Origin of the sequence: Streptosporangium sp. NBC_01639 (assembly GCF_045209755.1) — a bacterium.
In the GTDB taxonomy this organism is placed as follows: domain Bacteria; phylum Actinomycetota; class Actinomycetes; order Streptosporangiales; family Streptosporangiaceae; genus Streptosporangium.
This window is the reverse complement of sequence record NZ_CP109272.1, coordinates 6,524,938-6,540,842: the sequence shown is the minus strand read 5'-3', so window position 1 is coordinate 6,540,842 and position 15,905 is coordinate 6,524,938. Positions and strand designations below refer to the sequence as shown.

Annotated in this window: 15 protein-coding genes; 8 read left to right on the top strand and 7 right to left on the bottom strand. The window is 70.3% G+C overall.

Annotated features, from left to right (window positions below; all coding sequences use genetic code 11):
- Positions 1 to 29: 29 nt before the first annotated feature.
- Positions 30 to 395, top strand: a complete 366-nt coding sequence (locus OHA77_RS29725) for an ATP-binding protein (RefSeq protein WP_406312694.1) — start codon at positions 30 to 32, stop codon at positions 393 to 395.
- Positions 396 to 416: 21 nt separating this feature from the next.
- On the opposite strand, the gene OHA77_RS29720 is transcribed toward OHA77_RS29725, so the two are convergent.
- A complete protein-coding gene (locus tag OHA77_RS29720) occupies positions 417 to 677 on the bottom strand; it encodes a helix-turn-helix domain-containing protein (RefSeq protein WP_406312693.1) in 261 nt (86 codons plus the stop codon).
- A gap of 514 nt (positions 678 to 1,191) precedes the next feature.
- Between OHA77_RS29720 and OHA77_RS29715 the strand changes: the two genes are divergently transcribed.
- Complete coding sequence (locus tag OHA77_RS29715; protein ID WP_406312692.1) at positions 1,192 to 2,970, top strand: hypothetical protein; 1,779 nt, start codon at positions 1,192 to 1,194, stop codon at positions 2,968 to 2,970.
- Between the two features lie 156 nt (positions 2,971 to 3,126).
- Here OHA77_RS29715 and OHA77_RS29710 read toward each other — a convergent pair whose 3' ends face one another.
- On the bottom strand, positions 3,127 to 3,888 hold the full coding sequence (locus OHA77_RS29710) for a nuclease-related domain-containing protein (protein WP_406312691.1): 762 nt from the start codon (positions 3,886 to 3,888) through the stop codon (positions 3,127 to 3,129).
- A 187-nt stretch (positions 3,889 to 4,075) separates the two neighbouring features.
- On the opposite strand from OHA77_RS29710, the gene OHA77_RS29705 reads away from it, so the two are divergent.
- Positions 4,076 to 4,678: a TetR/AcrR family transcriptional regulator gene (locus OHA77_RS29705; RefSeq protein ID WP_406312690.1), complete on the top strand. Its 603-nt coding sequence runs from the start codon at positions 4,076 to 4,078 to the stop codon at positions 4,676 to 4,678.
- A 122-nt stretch (positions 4,679 to 4,800) separates the two neighbouring features.
- Here OHA77_RS29705 and OHA77_RS29700 read toward each other — a convergent pair whose 3' ends face one another.
- On the bottom strand, positions 4,801 to 5,757 hold the full coding sequence (locus OHA77_RS29700; protein ID WP_406312689.1) for a helix-turn-helix transcriptional regulator: 957 nt from the start codon (positions 5,755 to 5,757) through the stop codon (positions 4,801 to 4,803).
- 276 nt (positions 5,758 to 6,033) lie between these two features.
- Here OHA77_RS29700 and OHA77_RS29695 point away from each other — a divergent pair, with 276 nt between their 5' ends.
- Positions 6,034 to 7,476 carry an MFS transporter gene (locus OHA77_RS29695; RefSeq protein ID WP_406312688.1) on the top strand — a complete coding sequence of 481 codons (1,443 nt, stop codon included), beginning with the start codon at positions 6,034 to 6,036 and terminating at the stop codon, positions 7,474 to 7,476.
- 174 nt (positions 7,477 to 7,650) lie between these two features.
- Here the strand turns inward: OHA77_RS29695 and OHA77_RS29690 are convergent, their stop codons facing one another.
- From OHA77_RS29690 to OHA77_RS29675, 4 genes are all read right to left on the bottom strand, one after another.
- Positions 7,651 to 8,745, bottom strand: coding sequence for an acyl-CoA dehydrogenase family protein (locus OHA77_RS29690; protein WP_406312687.1), 1,095 nt, complete (start codon positions 8,743 to 8,745; stop codon positions 7,651 to 7,653).
- Between the two features lie 42 nt (positions 8,746 to 8,787).
- Positions 8,788 to 9,954 carry an acyl-CoA dehydrogenase family protein gene (locus OHA77_RS29685; RefSeq protein ID WP_326826902.1) on the bottom strand — a complete coding sequence of 389 codons (1,167 nt, stop codon included), beginning with the start codon at positions 9,952 to 9,954 and terminating at the stop codon, positions 8,788 to 8,790.
- Between the two features lie 99 nt (positions 9,955 to 10,053).
- Complete coding sequence (locus tag OHA77_RS29680) at positions 10,054 to 11,259, bottom strand: acyl-CoA dehydrogenase family protein (protein WP_406312685.1); 1,206 nt, start codon at positions 11,257 to 11,259, stop codon at positions 10,054 to 10,056.
- Positions 11,260 to 11,338: 79 nt separating this feature from the next.
- Positions 11,339 to 12,217 (bottom strand): hypothetical protein, encoded by an 879-nt coding sequence (locus OHA77_RS29675; protein WP_406312684.1) that lies wholly within the window; start codon positions 12,215 to 12,217, stop codon positions 11,339 to 11,341.
- Between the two features lie 130 nt (positions 12,218 to 12,347).
- Here OHA77_RS29675 and trpB point away from each other — a divergent pair, with 130 nt between their 5' ends.
- The 4 genes from trpB (at position 12,348) to OHA77_RS29655 (ending at position 15,801) form a co-directional block, all read left to right on the top strand.
- Positions 12,348 to 13,565, top strand: a complete 1,218-nt coding sequence (trpB, locus tag OHA77_RS29670) for a tryptophan synthase subunit beta (RefSeq protein ID WP_406312683.1) — start codon at positions 12,348 to 12,350, stop codon at positions 13,563 to 13,565.
- Entirely contained in the window at positions 13,562 to 14,347 is a 786-nt protein-coding gene (gene trpA, locus OHA77_RS29665) for a tryptophan synthase subunit alpha (RefSeq protein WP_406312682.1), read from the top strand. The genes trpB and trpA overlap by 4 nt, the downstream gene beginning before the upstream one ends.
- Complete coding sequence (locus tag OHA77_RS29660; RefSeq protein WP_406312681.1) at positions 14,344 to 15,090, top strand: GntR family transcriptional regulator; 747 nt, start codon at positions 14,344 to 14,346, stop codon at positions 15,088 to 15,090. The genes trpA and OHA77_RS29660 overlap by 4 nt, the downstream gene beginning before the upstream one ends.
- Positions 15,091 to 15,216: 126 nt before the next feature.
- The gene (locus OHA77_RS29655) at positions 15,217 to 15,801 is read left to right on the top strand and encodes a GNAT family N-acetyltransferase (protein ID WP_406312680.1); all 585 of its coding nucleotides are present in this window, start codon (positions 15,217 to 15,219) and stop codon (positions 15,799 to 15,801) included.
- The last annotated feature ends 104 nt before the right edge of the window (positions 15,802 to 15,905 follow it).

Sequence of the window (15,905 nt, the reverse complement as noted above, 5' to 3'; positions counted from 1 at the left end):
GCGCATGGCACAGGGAATTTCCCGGCGAGGTGTCCTCCGTACCGGCCGCCCGCGCCTGGGCACACGGACTGCTGGCCGTACGGCTCGCCCCCACGGCGCTCGACGACGTCCTGCTGCTGCTCAGCGAGGTCGTCACCAACGCGGTCACCCACTCCGACTCCGGCCGTACGGCGGGCGGCCGGGTGACCGTCCACCTGACCTACGGCCCAGAAGCCGTCCATGTGGAGGTCACCGACGACGGCTCGGCCACCAGCACCCCGGCCGTGCATGTGCCGGACGCCGATGCCGACGGCGGCCGGGGCCTGTGGCTGGTCGACCTGCTCGCCACCGCCTGGGGATCGTCACGCCACGACGACGAGGCGGGCCGATCGGTCTGGTTCCAGGTGGCGGGGTGACCTCTCATCTTCAGAAGTCGCTCAGACCATGAGATCTTCAACCCTGGCTCCCAACGCCTTGAGAAGGCTCAAAATGGTGAAATACCCCGGCTCGACCACCGCCGCTGTTTCCATCTTCCTGAGAGTCGACAGCTCTATTTCCGCGCTGGTCGCCAGTTGCTGCTGCGTGTAACCCCTTTTTAGGCGAAGTTCCCTCAGTTTTGGCCCCAGGCGTGCCGCCTGTTCGGCATACCTGCTCTCAGCTCGCTTTCTCCGCCCAGAAGTCACCGCACCACCGCTCAAAGCGATAAATTAATACCGCTCAAAATTTGTCACCTCTGTGACGCGAACCCGACTCCCCAGCATGCCGGGGTCAAGGGAGGCACCGTCATGGCCAACACGTACCGTTCTTTTCAAACAGTGGGGGCGTACCCCGAAAGCAGGTGGTCGACTGCTCGACGGGCGCACCTGGGACGAACTCCCCTCCCAGCAGCAGCCATCCGGCTTGCCGAAGTCTCACGTCGTGGCAACCTGACCATTATTGGATAGATGGATCGGTGGACCGCTCCGCAAAGACGGGTGGAAAGTGAAACATGCCTACCCCCAAGGCCCCCCCTATGGCTCTGCCGCCCCCACACTCAAGCCAAACATGAGCTGTTACGCCGATGCCTGGAGGCATGACTCCCCATATTGCTCCAGGGAACTCACGCGCGCGAGTGTGTGACATACGCGGAAGCTTCGCGTCTGATCGGCGGGGCGGGACCGCTCATTCCGCTGTGTCCGCCGGTACGGCGGTGCCGCGCTAAGATCACGTCCCGTGCCTTCGAATGGTTTCTGGCGAATTATCAGGATTGGATTAGTAGGCCTGGTTCTTGCGGCGGCGGTCGCGGGCCTGGTTTTCGACGACGCCTGGCTCTGGATGGCCGTCGAATGGTCGCCGCCGGCCTATGCGGAGTTCTATGCGCGCAGCGGGTTTGACACCCCGACGACTGTGGTGCTGATCATGGCCGCCCTGGTGAAGGCCGCGCTCCTGTGGCTGATCCTGCGTGCCCCCGCGCCGGGACCGCTGGACCGCCGGGCGAAGGCGCTGCGCCGACTGCTGTATCTGGCAGTGGCGTACACCCTCGTGCTGTGGTATCCGATCGCGCTGCTCCCCGACGCGGTCGACATGGCATTCCAGCTTGCGCTGTGGACCGCGATCGACGTCCTCTACCTGCTCGTTATCCGCTGGCGGTCCCGCATACTGCGCGCGGCGGCCGGAGCGATGTTCGCGATCGAGCTGGCCGGGATGGCCAACGAACTGCTCGACGAACTCGACCTCCCAGAGTTCGGATCGGGCGACATCGTCGAATCGGGCTTGATACTGGGTGGAGTGGCGGCGACCATCATCACGGTCGTCGGGCAGCGGCGCGACGGCCGGTGGAGCCGCGGCACGCAGGTCGCCGGATGGTTGTCGCTGGGTGTCTACGCGCTGGTGATCCCGCTCAACATTCTCTTCGGAAGGATCTCCAGCGGCAGTCTGGCGATTCTGGTCATGATTGACGCGGTAGGGCTCATCACCACCGTGTGGATTGCGGCGACCGCCCGTGAACTGCCCGCTGAGGGCCGCCCGGCGGACCTTCCGCCCGCGCGGCGGCGCGTGATCCGCGTCGCGGTGGCGGCCGTGGCCGTACTGCCGATCATCGCACTGATCCACCCGGAGCAGACCCCGCACCTCACCTACACCGGCTGGTCGATGGACTGCTATGACCGGCCCAGCTTCGGCGACCTGAAACCTGCGGAACGCGACGCCGCATTCCTGTGCCAGGCGCGGAGCACAGAGGGCGGGGTCCCGCCCATGTTCCCGGACAGCCTGTCGGACCAGGGAATCCTCGCGTACGGGCGGGCGCTGTGCCGTACAAAGGGCCGCGACGAGCAGGAGGCGATCCTGACGCGGGCCGGGAGCGCGCGGCCCGCCTGGGGCGCGGACCCGTGGGACCTCGTCTACGTCTGCCCGGAGATCGTCGGCGCAACCCATCCCGAGTTGCTGCGGTCGACCACGGAGACGGAGGAGGCCAACACCGCCTATATCGCCGAGGAGAACGCGAAGTGCCGCGACCCGTGGCCCCGGACGAAGGGTGTCGTCCAGGCCACGGCCAAATACTTCCTGTTCGTCGACGGCGATCCCGGCTATTCGATCTACGACCCCGAAGACGAAGCGGCCGAGGAGGCGGCGGAGCAGGCGATGGACAAGGCCTACGACGACAGCGCCCTCATCGGGGTGGCCGGCAGTTCGGTGCTCATCGGGCACGTCGAAGACGTCGTTGATCTGTGCCTTACAGTGAAGGCCTTCCGCACCGCGCCGCCACAGCGGACGGCCGGGTGGGATCAGGTCAACGAGGTGCCGATCATCAGCCGCAGCGGCCGGCTCACCGTGCCGGAGATGGGCGAGGGCGGAGACGTGGGCGCGGGTGCCCCGATGCCGAACCTGGCGATCGCGGGGAAGGGCCGCTACCGGCTCCGTGTCTACGTGCGGGTCGACGACGCAGGGGAGGAGCAGCACCTGGTCGTCGTGTTCCCGGGTGCGTCGAAGAAGCGGCTTAAGCTGAAGCCATGAGCGGTGGCGGGGCGCGTACGACTTCCGCGACCCCGGAAACCAGCGGTCACGCACCCGCCGCGCCACCACTCGGAAGAGCCGTGGATGCCTCAACCCCGCTTGACTTCGAAGAGCCCCGATCCCGGTCCTGCCGTACAGCGGGGCGACGCAGGCCGGTCAGCCCATCCGGCGCAGCACCCGGGCGGCGGTCCGGACGAGCAGTTCCACCTGCTGCTCGTCGAACTCCGCCCGGGGCCCCTGTGTGATCCAGCGGGCCACCAGGCGCGGCTTGAGCAGCGTGAGCCCCTCGGCGGTGACCGTCCGCCGGATCTTCCCGCCGTGTACGGCGAGCAGCGGTTCGATCGTGACGGGGATGCCGGACTCGCGGGAGAGCACCTGGGCCAGTGCGTCGGAGGCGTCGACGAGCGCCTTGGCCACCTTGGTGCCGTACTTCTCGCCGAGGAACAGCCGCTCGCCGTACCGGGCGATCTCGGTGTCCGGGTCCCACGCCTCGTTGTCGACGACCCAGATGCCGCCGGGGCCGATGACGAGGTGGTCGATCGACGCCTGGCCGGGCACGGCACGGCCGTCGAGGACCTGGTAGCCGCGCCTGCGGAGTTTGCGGCGGAGCAGCTTGCCGGTGATGTTCTCGCCGCGGCGCCTGCCCCGCCAGACCGCGGTGGCCTCGTAGGAGTGCCAGGCCCAGAACGCGTCGGCCGCGCCGACCAGCAGACCGGCCAGGATCCCGATCACCGGGGGGCTGGGCAGCGCGAACCGGTAGGCGAGCACCAGCCCCACCACCAGGCCCACCGCGGCCTTGACCATGCGCATCTTCCGGCGCTGGTCGGCGTCTTTGATCCAGAACTGCTCGTACATGACCTGGGGTGACAGCCCGTGAACCTGGTCGTCGGGCGTCACGTAGATTGATCCGCCGGGCACAGCGAACTCCCCAAGGGTCGGTGGGTGCAAGAAGACGGATCTGCGACGCTGAAGATCCCTGACTATGAAATACCCGAGTGGGGGCTCCAAGCATCCGAAGGTGATGCAACTAACACACCTCGGATACCCGTCCATGGGTTAACCGACCAGTCGGTATGCTATCCGCACCACATTTTGGGGGAGACCGATGACTCAGGACCAGGAGCCGGTACGGCAGCGCCTGCTCGCCGAGGCCACCCGCCTGTTCGCCGAGCGGGGCTTCGAGAGCACCTCGGTGCAGGAGATCGTGACGGCGGCCGGCGTCACCAAGGGCGCCATGTACCACTACTTCGACTCCAAGGACGACCTGCTCCACGAGATCTACGGGCGGGTGCTGCGCATGCAGATGGAGCGGCTCACCCACTTCGCCGACGGCCCCGGCCCGCTGGCCGAACGCCTGCACGCCGCCGCCGCCGACGTCGTGCGGACCACGGTGGAGAACCTGGACGACTCCAAGGTTTTCTTCCGTTCCATGCACTCGCTCGCCCCCGACACCTACAAGAGCGTCCGAGCCGAGCGCCGCCGCTACCACGAGTGCTTCCGCGACCTCGTCACCGAGGGCCAGCGTGCGGGCACCTTCAGAGACGACACCCCCGCCGAGATCGTCGTCGACTTCTTCTTCGGCTCGGTCCACCACCTGGGCACCTGGTACAGCGCGGAGGGCCCGCTCTCGGGCGCCGAGGTCGGCGGGCACTTCGCCGACCTGCTGCTCACCTCACTGCGACCGGATCGGCCGGCGCCCCCCGGGTGACCCTCCGCCCGACCCCGACCCCGGCTCTGGCCCCGGCTCCAACCCCGGCTCCGGCTCCGGCTCTGGCGCGCTCGCCGTCCGGATCGTCGACACCCTGATGTACGTCGGGCCGGCCCGACGGGCTACCCGCCGGCGGCGCGGGTGAAGCGGGCGCCCAGCTCGCGAAGGTGGTCGGCGAACTCGGGCGGGCCGAGCACCTCGAACTCCACGCCGATGCCGCCCAGGGCCTGCGCCGGCCAGTCGAGCACCTCGGTGGCCATCCGCACCCGGCATCGCCGGTCGTCGACCTCCTCGACCGTCCCCCACCGGCCGACCATGGAACGGACCGTCGCCGCGGGCGCGTGCACCAGCGCCTCGACGGTGTAGGCCGGGGAGACGTTGTCGTTCCCGGCCCGGACGAACGCCGCGGCGTCGGTGGCGGGCAGTTCGCGCGGCCGGAACCGCTCCCCGGTGCTGCGCGGATCGTCGAGCCGGTCGAGCCGGAAGCTGCGCCAGTCGTGGCGGACCAGGTCGTAGGCGACCAGATACCAGCGGCGCCCGAGTGAGACCAGCCGGTGGGGCTCGACATGGCGCGCCGTCTGCGCGCCGTCCCGCGCCGTGTAGGAGAACCGCAGCCGCTCCTCGTCCCGGCAGGCCTGGGCGACGGCCGTCAGTGCCTCCGCGCCGACGGTCGAGCCGGGCCCCGAGGGGGCGGGCACCGTCACCGCGCGCAGCGCGTCGACCCGCCGGCGCAGCCTCGGCGGCATGACCTGCACGACCTTGGTGAGCGCGCTGATCGAGAACTCCTCGATCCCGGCGACCGCCCCCTGGGCGGCGGCCTGCAGCCCGATGGTGAGTGCGACCGCCTCGTCGTCGTCGAGCACCAGCGGGGGAAGCACGGCACCGGCGGCGAGCTGGTAGCCGCCGTCGACGCCCCGGTGGGCCTCCACCGGGTAACCCAGCTCGCGCAGCCGGTCGACGTCGCGGCGCAGGGTGCGGACCGACACCTCAAGCCGGTCGGCCAACTCGCCGCCCGGCCAGTAGCGGTGCGTCTGCAGCAGGGAGAGCAGCCGCAGCGTCCGTGAACTCGTGTTCGCCATGTCCTCACGATCCCGGCTATTCAGGTCAGAAACTGACCTTTGTCGACCCTAACGTGGTTCTCACGGCCGGAACGAGGGTCCGGATCGCGGACCATCGACCGGAGAGACGACCTCAGGCCAGAAAGACAGCTCATTGCGGAATGAAGCATTCCGTTCTGATATTATGGAACAGCTCGAATCGTTCCGCCAAAAAAAAACCCCGAACGCACCAACGATCGCGGGAGTACCGCTCCCCCGTGGCGCCGCGTCCCCCATCCGATCTGCTCTGGAGGAGCGATGACGACCCTCGACACCCACCCGGCGCAAGCCCCCGGAGGCGCCGAGGTCGCGCCGTACAGGTGGCGCTGGCCGGCCCTCTTCGTGATCCTCGCCGGCTCGGTGATGGAGCTCCTCGACGCCACCGTCACCAGCATCGCCGGTCCGACCATGCAGGCCGACCTCGGCGGCGGGAGTTCGATGATCCAGTGGCTCGGCGTGGCCTACACGCTGGCCATGACGGCCGGGCTGCTCACCGGCGGGCGGCTGGGTGACATCGTCGGCCGCAAGCGGATGTTCCTCATCGGCGCGACCGGCTTCGTGGTCGGCTCGCTGCTCTGCGCCGTCGCCGTCTCACCGGAGACCGTGATCGCCGCCCGGGTGGTCCAGGGCCTGTTCGGAGCCGCGATGGTCCCGCAGGGGCTCGGCATGATGAAGGAGATGTTCCCGCCCAAGGAGCTGCAGTCGGCCTTCGCGGCGTTCGGCCCGATCATGGGACTGTCCGCGATCGGCGGGCCGATCCTGGCGGGCTGGCTGGTCGACGCCGACTTCTTCGGCACCGGCTGGCGCATGATCTTCCTGATCAACCTGCCGATCGGCCTGGTCACGGTGCTGGCCGCGATGAGGTTCCTGCCCGCCACCGGCCGGTCCCGGACGGTCCGGCTCGACCTGCCCGGCGCGCTGCTGGCCTCCCTCGGCTCGCTGCTGATCGTCTTCCCGCTCGTCCAGGGCCGCGAGCACGGCTGGCCGGTCTGGACGTTCGCGATGATGGCCGCTTCGGTGGCGGTGTTCGCCTTCTTCGGCTGGTACGAGTCGCGCCGGAGCCGCCAGGGCGGTGACCCGCTGATCGCGCCGAGTCTGTTCCGCAAGCGCGCGTTCATCGGCGGCATGTTCGTCGGCACGATCTACTTCTCCGCGTTCACCGGGTTCGGCCTGGTCTTCAACCTCTACACCCAGCTCGGCCTCGGCTACACCCCGCTGAAGGCCGGTCTGGCCGGTGTCCCGCTCTCCGCGGGCATGATCGTCGGAATGGGCGTCATGCAGGCGGTCAAGCGGCACGGCCGCAAGGTGCTGCTGGCGGGCGCCGTGATCATGACGGCCGGAGTCGTCGCCCTCCTGCTGCTGCTCGGCCCCGGGACCGGTCCCTGGCAGCTCGCCCCCGCCCTGCTCGTCACCGGCCTGGGGTCGGGCCTGGTCATGGGCCCGTACTTCCAGATCGCGCTGTCCGGCGTCGACCCGCACGAGACCGGCTCCGCCTCCGGCACGCTGACCGCGCTCCAGCAGCTCGGTGCCGCCCTCGGGGTGGCCCTGCTCGGCACGGTCTTCTTCGGCGCGCTGGGCGGTGACCCCACCGTCGCGGCGCAGCACACCTTCTGGGTCGTCGCCGGGATGGTCGCGCTGACCTTCCTGGCCGGTTTCCTCCTCCCCCGGTACGCCCGGGAGGACACCGAGCCCGTGCACTGACCTTCCCGGGAGGTACGGCCGGCACTCGGGTGCCGGCCGTACCTCTTTGCGGTCACGATGACCGGCTCGGCCGCGAGCAGCCCATCCCCACCGCGCAGAACGGGACCGTCTCGCAGGAAAGCCACGAGACGCGGGCGGGTTGCCCCGGTCGCGTCACTCCTCGCCGGAGAACCGTCAGGCGGGGGCGGGCAGGTCCGCGAGGACGGCTAGGGCGTCCCGGTGGGCGCCGGGGGTTCCGAGCGCGATCCCGGTGGACTTCGCCCGCTTGAGATACAGGTGGAGGGGGTGCTCCCAGGTCATCCCGGTCCCGCCGTGGAGCTGCACGCCCTCCTCGGCGACGTGCACCACCGTCTCCGAACACCAGGACTTCGCCACCGCCGACGCCGCCTCGATCTCCACGGCCGCCGCCGCGTCCGGGGCAGGAGGGGCCGCCAGCAGGTCCGCGGCGTTCCTGGCCGCCGCACGGGCACGCACCACGTCCAGCCAGAGGTCGGCCATCCGATGCTTGATCGCCTGGAAGGAACCGACCGGCCGGGCGAACTGGTGACGCTCCTTGATGTAGGCGAGCGTCGTGTCCAGGCACCACTCGGCGACCCCGAGCTGCTCGGAGGCGAGCAGCCCCGCGCCGAAGGACAGCACCTTCCGCGCGTCGAGATGGCCGATCACCTCACCGGGGGTGTCGGAGAACGTGACGGTGGCGATCGGCCGGGTCAGGTCGAGCGACGGCACGACCTCGATCCGGACGTGCTCCGCCGCCACCCGGTAGAGCGCCGTGCCGACGGGGACGAGCAGCACGTCGGCCACGTCCGCGCCGGCCACCGCCCTGACCTCCCCGCTCAGCGTCCCCCGGTCGGTGACCGTGACGGTCGCCGGCAGCGGCCGGTACGGCGAGGCCGCCAGCGAGACGGCCAGCGCCGCCGTGGTCTCACCGGAGGCGAGCTCCCGGATGAGGTCCTTCTCGCCGGCCTGGAGCAGGGCCTGGGTCGCGAGCACCGAGCTGGTGAGGAACGGCACCGGCGCCACCGCCCGGCCCAGCTCCTCCAGCACCACCGCGGCCTCCCGCGCCGACGCCCCCGCGCCGCCGTACTCCTCGGGCACGAGCAGCCCCGCCACCCCGATCTCCCGCGACAGCGTCTTCCACAGATCCATGTCGTATGGCGAGGCGGACTCGACCCGCTTCAGCACGGCGTCGGGCCCGCAGCGGTCGGCGAGCAGGTCGCGCACGGAAGCCCGGAGCTCCTCTTCGACCTCGGTGTACAGCAGTGTCATCGGTCGCTCACCACTCCTCATTCGCCACGCGGGCCACCGCGCTCAACGGGGCAGGTCCTTCCAGGGCACGTCCTTGTCGACGCGGGGTTCGGACGGCAGGCCGAGGACCCGCTCGGCGACGATGTTGCGCAGGATCTCCGAGGTACCGCCCTCGATCGAGTTCCCCTTGGCGCGCAGATAGCGGTATCCGGGGCCACGGCCGAAGAAGTCGACGCTGTCGGAGCGGCGGAACGTCCAGTCGTCGTAGCCGAGTCCCTCCTCGCCGCGCAGCTCGACGTCCAGCCCGGACAGCGCCTGGTTGAGCGAGGCGAAGGAGAGCTTCATGCCCGAGCCCTCCGGTCCCGGCTGGCCGGCCGAGAGCTGCTCGCGCAGCCGGGCGCCGGCCAGCCGCGTCACATCGGCCTCCACCCAGAGCCGGAGCAGCCGCTGGTGCAGGTCGTGGGTGCGCAGTTCGGGGCGGGACCGCCAGGTGTCGGCGACCAGGCCGATCATGCCGCCGCCCCGCCGTACCGGCGCGCCGCCGATCGCCACCCGCTCGTTCATGAGCGTGGTCTGCGCGACCCGCCACCCGTCGCCCACTTCGCCGAGCCGCAGGGAGTCGGCGAGCCGTACGCCGGTGAGGAAGACCTCGTTGAACTCGGCCTCGCCGGTGATCTGCCGCAGCGGCCTGACATCGACGCCGGGGGCGTGCATGTCGCACACGAAGTAGGTGAGGCCCCGGTGCTTGGGCACGTCCACGTCGGTCCGGGCGACCAGGATCGCCCAGCGGGCGTGGTGGGCGCCGGAGGTCCACACCTTCTGCCCGTCGACGACCCACTCGTCACCGTCCCGGACCGCCCGCGTGCCGAGGGTCGCCAGGTCCGATCCGGCGCCGGGCTCGCTGAAGAGCTGGCACCAGATCTCCTCCCCCGTCCACAGCGGGCGCAGGAACCGTTTCTTCTGCTCCTCGGTGCCGAACGTCAGGATCGTCGGCGCGGCCATGCCCAGCCCGATCGCCTGTACCCCGGTGTCGAGCTGCGGGGTTCCGGCGAGCTCCCGCTCCACCACCTGCTGCAGCTCCCGGGGGGCGCCGAGCCCGCCGAGCCCTTCGGGGAAGTGCACCCAGGCCAGGCCCGCGTCGAACCGGGCCCGCAGGAACTCCAGCCGGTCGGCCGGGTCGTGCCCGGCCAGGAGCGCGGCTACGCGCTCCCCGATCGTCTCTCCGTCCACCACGAACGAACACTCCTTCCGTCGAAGATCTGGCCCCGCCCGGACACGGGAACGCCGAGGTGCCACCGGCCGCGGCGAGGCGACCGGAGGCATGCGAGCTCAGGTCATGTACTTCTTGAGCTCGCGGTAGGCCAGCGAGCGCTTGTGCACCTCGTCGGGCCCGTCGGCGAGCCGCAGGGACCGCGCGCCCGCCCAGAGGCCGGCTAGCGGGAAGTCCTGGCTGACGCCTCCGGCGCCGTGGGCCTGGATGGCCTTGTCCAGGATCCACTCCACGTCGCGCGGAGTGGCGATCTTGATGGCCTGGATCTCGGTGTGGGCGCCGCGGTTGCCGACGGTGTCCATCAGCCAGGCGGTCTTCAGCACCAGCAGGCGGAGCTGCTCGATCTTCACCCTGGACTCGGCGATCCAGTCCTGGACGACCCCCTGCTGGGCGATCGGCCTGCCGAACGTGGTCCGCGACAGGGTGCGTGTACACATCAGCTCGACGGCCCGCTCGGCCATGCCGATCAGCCGCATGCAGTGGTGGATGCGGCCGGGGCCGAGGCGTGCCTGGGCGATCGCGAAGCCGCCGCCCTCCTCGCCGATCAGGTTGTCCACCGGCACCCTGACGTCGTCGAACGCGATCTCGGCGTGGCCGCCGTGGTCGGCGTCGGAGTAGCCGAACACGCGCATGCCCCGCCGGATGTCCAGGCCGGGCGTGTCACGCGGCACCAGGACCATGGACTGCTGCCGGTGCGAGGACGCCTCCGGATCGGTCTTGCCCATCACGATGAGGATCCTGCAGTTGGGATTCATCGCGCCGGAGGCGAACCACTTGCGGCCGTTGATCACGTATTCGGAGCCGTCCCGGACGATCGACAGCGCGATGTTCGTGGCGTCCGACGACGCGGAGTCCGGCTCGGTCATCGCGAACGCCGACCGGATCTCCCCGCGCAGCAGCGGCTCCAGCCACTGCTCGCGCTGCCACTCGTTGCCGAACATGGACAGCACTTCCATGTTGCCGGTGTCCGGGGCGGCGCAGTTGGTGGCGGTGGGGGCGATCCTCGGGGAACGGCCCATGATCTCGGCCAGCGGGGCGTACTGCAGGTTGGTCAGCCCCGCGCCGTGCCCGCCGGGCAGGAACAGGTTCCACAGCCCCCGTTTGCGCGCTTCCTGTTTGAGGTCCTCCAGCAGCGGGGGGCTGGCCCATCCGCTCTCGGCCGCCTGGGCCTCGAAGGCCTCCTCCGCCGGGTGGACGCACTCTTCCATGAAGTCGAGCAGTTGCCCGCGCAGCTTCTCGGTCGTGGCGTCGAACGCGAAATCCATGGGTTCTCCTCACGGTCTCCCAGGAGCGTACCGACCGGACGGTATGAGTGTCGACAGCTCTCCCGAACCTGACGCCGCGTCATCCGTGCCGCCGCGCCCCCGAAGGGCGTCCGTGCGGCTCAGGAGGGGGAGCCTCGCCGAGCAGGCCGTGCAGGGACGCCTTCAGGTTCGCGACGAAGGCGTCCCTGACCTCGGGGGCCACCAGGTCCAGGGACAGGTAGGGGTTGAGGTCCTCCAACTCGACCAGCAGGAGCTCGCCGTCCTGGGTACGGCAGGCGTCCACGCGCTGGATGCCGTGCCCGATGTCGTTCCAGTCGACGAAACGCTGCGCGAAGACCAGGTCCGGCGCGGTGGCCTCGTACGGTTCCAGCTCCCACCGCTGATCGGGCCGGGGCGCGTAGAGGGCGTACTGGAAGGCATGGTCGATGAAGTAGAACGAGATCTCGTGCCGGAAGCGGATGCGCGGCTGGATGAGGACGCCGTCGTGGGTCAGGCTCCCCAGCCGGTCCCGGGGAACGAATTCCAGGCCGATGGAGTCCGCGCCGAACGTGGGCTTGACCACGTACTCGTCCGACTCGGGCAGGCGGCCGACGTCCTGGGGGCGGTCCACGGTCGGGATGACCGGATACCCCGCGGCGCTCAGGTCCGCGAGGTACTGCTTGCCGACCATGTCGGCCTTGCCCGTCAGCTGGTTGTAGACGCGCACGCCGCCGCCGAGCGCCCGGTCGCGGAAGGCGTCGTACGCCGCCCGGTAGTTCAGCACGGGCCCGCTGTTGCGGACCACGACCGCGTCGAAGGCGTCCATCAGCGCGACCGCGTCCAGCGGATGGCACAGGGCGACGTCGAACTCCGCACGCAGCTCCGAGGTCAGGAAGATGTCCTCGTCGCAGTATCGGCGTCCGCGGGCCTGGTAGGCCAGGTCGCTGACGTACAGAAGGCGGGACTGGGCGGCCGGCATGTCTCTCCTGGAAAGTCGAGTGCTCGCCAAATTACCGCCCCTCCGGCACAGACCGCTCCGCGCCCCCGGGGTTCGCCGACCGGCGATCCTGGGCTACTGTTCTAGAACAGTCGAGAGAGAGAAGACGGTCATGGACGAGATGTCCTGGTCCGGCCGGCAGGGCGTCATGGTGCCCGCCGCCGCCCGCGCGATGAGCGACCCCGGCGCCACCGGCCGGTTCGGCACCTATGGCGGGCGGTACGTGCCGGAGTCGCTGATCCCGGCCTGCCACGAGATCGAGACGGCGTTCCGTGAGGCCTGGAGCGACCCCGAGTTCCGCGGCAGGCTCGACACCCTGCTCACGGTCTACGCCGGCCGCCCCACTCCGTTGACCCCCGCCTGGCGGCTCTCCCGTGAGCTCGGCATCACCCTGTTCCTCAAACGCGAGGATCTCGCGCACACCGGCTCACACAAGATCAACAATGTGATCGGCCAGGCGCTGCTCGCTCACCGGATGGGCAAGGAACGGCTGCTGGCCGAGACCGGCGCGGGCCAGCACGGCGTCGCCACGGCCACCGCCGCGGCGCTCCTGGGCCTCAAGGCGACCGTGTTCATGGGCGAGCGCGACATCGAACGGCAGGAGCTCAACGTTCTGCGGATGAACGTGCTGGGCGCGGAGGTCGTGCCGGTCACGACCGGGAGCCGCACCCTCAAGGACGCCTGCAACGAGGCGATGCGGCACTGGGTGTCGTCGGTGGACGACTCCTACTACTGCATCGGGTCGGTGATGGGCCCGCATCCCTATCCGTGGATGGTGCGCGAGTTCCAGCGGGTGATCGGTGAGGAGGCCCGCGCCCAGTGCGCCGCCGAACTCCCCGTCGGTGTGCCCGACTACGTGGTCGCCTGCGTCGGCGGCGGCTCCAACGCCGCGGGCACGTTCGCCGGCTTCGTCGACACCACCGCCCGGCTCGTCGGAGTCGAGGCCGAGGGCGGTGCGGCGGCGACCTTCGGCAGGGCCGGGGTGCTGCACGGCTTCCGCTCGCTGGTCCTCCAGGACGAGGACGGCCAGGTGACGGAGGCCCATTCGGTCGCGGCCGGCCTCGACTATCCGGGGATCGGCCCCGAGCACGCCCAGCTGCGCGACGGGGGACGCGCCCGCTACGAGACCGTGAACGACGAAGAGGTCGTCCAGGCGCTGCTGCGCCTGGCCCGCACCGAGGGGATCCTGGCCGCGCTGGAGTCCTCGCACGCCGTGGCCTGGGTGATCCGGGCCGCCGAGTCCGGCGGGATCGCGCCGGGGTCGACCGTGATGCTGACTCTCTCCGGCAGGGGAGACAAGGACATCGCCTCCATCAAGGAGCTGCTGTGACCGGGTCCCTGGAAGAATTCCTGATCGCACGCCGTGGCATGGGGCGTCCCCTGCTGGTGCCCTATGTCACCGCCGGGGTCACCCCCGGGTGGACGGACGTCGTCCGTGCCTACGCCGACGCCGGAGCCGACGCCGTCGAGCTGGGCTTCCCCTTCTCCGATCCCATGCTGGACGGCGTCACGATCCAGGAGGCCGCAGACCGGGCGATCGCGGCCGGGACCACGGTCAAGGGGATCCTCCAGGAGGTCGCGACGCTCGACGTCGACGTGCCGCTCATCGCGATGACCTACAGCAATCTGGTGGTGCAGCAGAGCACCGCGGAGTTCTGTGCGGCGCTCACCGCGAGCGGGCTGCGCGGGCTGATCGTGCCCGACTCGCCCCTGGAGGAGGTCGGGGAGCTGGCGGACGCCGCGGCGGCCGAGGGCCTGGATCTCGTGCTGCTCGCCGCTCCGTCCTCCTCCCGGGCCAGACTGCGCGAGATCACCGAGCGCAGCCGGGGCTTCGTCTACGCCCTGACCCGCATGGGCACCACCGGCGAGCGCGGCGAGATTCCCGAGCAGGCCGCCCGGCTCGGCCGCGAGCTCAAGGGACTCACCGACCGGCCGGTCCTGTTCGGTTTCGGGGTCTCCAACCCGGCGCAGGCCGCCGATCTGGCGGGGCACGCCGACGGCGTCGTGGTGGCTTCGGCGCTGATGCGCAAGCTCCTCGACGGCGCCCGGCCACGCGAGTTGGGAGAATATGTGGCGAGCATGCGACGCGCACTCGACCAGGGAGCCAGATGAGCAGTACGCCCCGCTACCGCGCCATCGCCGACGACCTGACCCACAAGATCAAGTCGGGCCGCTACCGCGCGGGCGAGGCGCTGCCCGCGCAGCGTGAGCTCAGCGCCTTCTACGGCGTGACGATGATGACGCTGCGGCAGGCGTTGCAGGTCCTCAGCGGCGAGGGTCTGATCGTCCAGCGGGCCGGCCGCGGCACTTATGTGACGCCGGCCAGCGCGGAGTACCCCCTCGACACGCTGCGCAGTCTCGGCGACGACCTGCGCAGGCAGGGTTACCCCCTGCGGACCGAGGTGCTGTCGGCCGCGATCCGGCAGGCCCCGCGCTCGCTCACCCGGCTGCTGGGCGACGCGCCGGCCGGCCGCCGGGCCCTCCGGCTGGCACGCGTACGGCATCTGCTGGGCCGACCCGCCGTCCACCAGATCTCCTGGATCGTCGAACCGTACGCGTCGGCGATCAAGGGGATCGATTTCACCGAGACCCCGTTGTACACCGCGCTCACCGACGTCGGCGCGCGAGTGCACCGGGCGACCGAACGGGTCAGGCCGGCCCTGCTCACCACCCTGGTCGCGGCGCGGCTGCAGCACCCGGCGGGCAGCCCGGTCTTCGTCAGCGAACGGGCGACCTATGACGACCAGGGCGCCCTGGTCGTCATGGACCACGCCACGATCCTCGGCGAGTGGATGGAGATCAGGGCCGAGCGCAAGGCCACGGACCTGTCGCTGCACTGGGTCTCCCAGCACTGACCGTTCGCGGTCTGAGGAGAAGATCCAGACGGCGGCCCCCGGGCGGGCATCCCGCGGAGTGGCCTCCGAGGACCCGCCCGAAGTGGACCTTCCGACCTGTCCACCATCAGCCCTAGGGTCACTTCCATGACCGCGAACATGCCCGATCCCGTCACCCTCGAAGGCGATGCCGTACGGCTTGAGCCGCTGACCCTCGCCCACGTTCCCGACCTGTTCCTGGCCGGCGGTGCCGACGAGGAGGTGTGGCGCTGGCTGCCGACCGCCGCACCGCAGAGCGAGGACGAGCTGGCGGCGACGGCGGAGCGGCTGATCGGCGACCCGGAGCATGTGCCGTTCGCGGTGATCCTCAAGGAGACCGGCCGCGCGGTCGGCTGGACCACCTACATCGCCACGCCGGGATACGCCGACAGCATCGAGATCGGCTGGACCTGGTACGGCAGGGCCGTGTGGCGCTCGGCCGTGAACACCACCTGCAAGATCCTGCTGATCGACCACGCCTTCGACAAGCTCGGCGTGAACCGGGTCCAGCTCAAGACCGACAACCTCAACACCCGCTCGCAGGCCGCGGTCCGGCGCATCGGCGGCGTCCCCGAAGGCGTTCTGCGCCGCCAGCGCCGGCGCACGGACGGCACCTGGCGCGACACCGCCTACTTCAGCATCCTCGACGACGAGTGGCCCGCCCACCGCGCCCGCCTCACCGGGTCCGCCTGACCCGATCCGCGACCACCGCAGAACCGGGGCCGCGGGTGAGTTCCTCCCCCATAGCGCCCAACGGTTTTCCGCACCGGGGTGACGTGCGTCACAGAGGGTTCCGG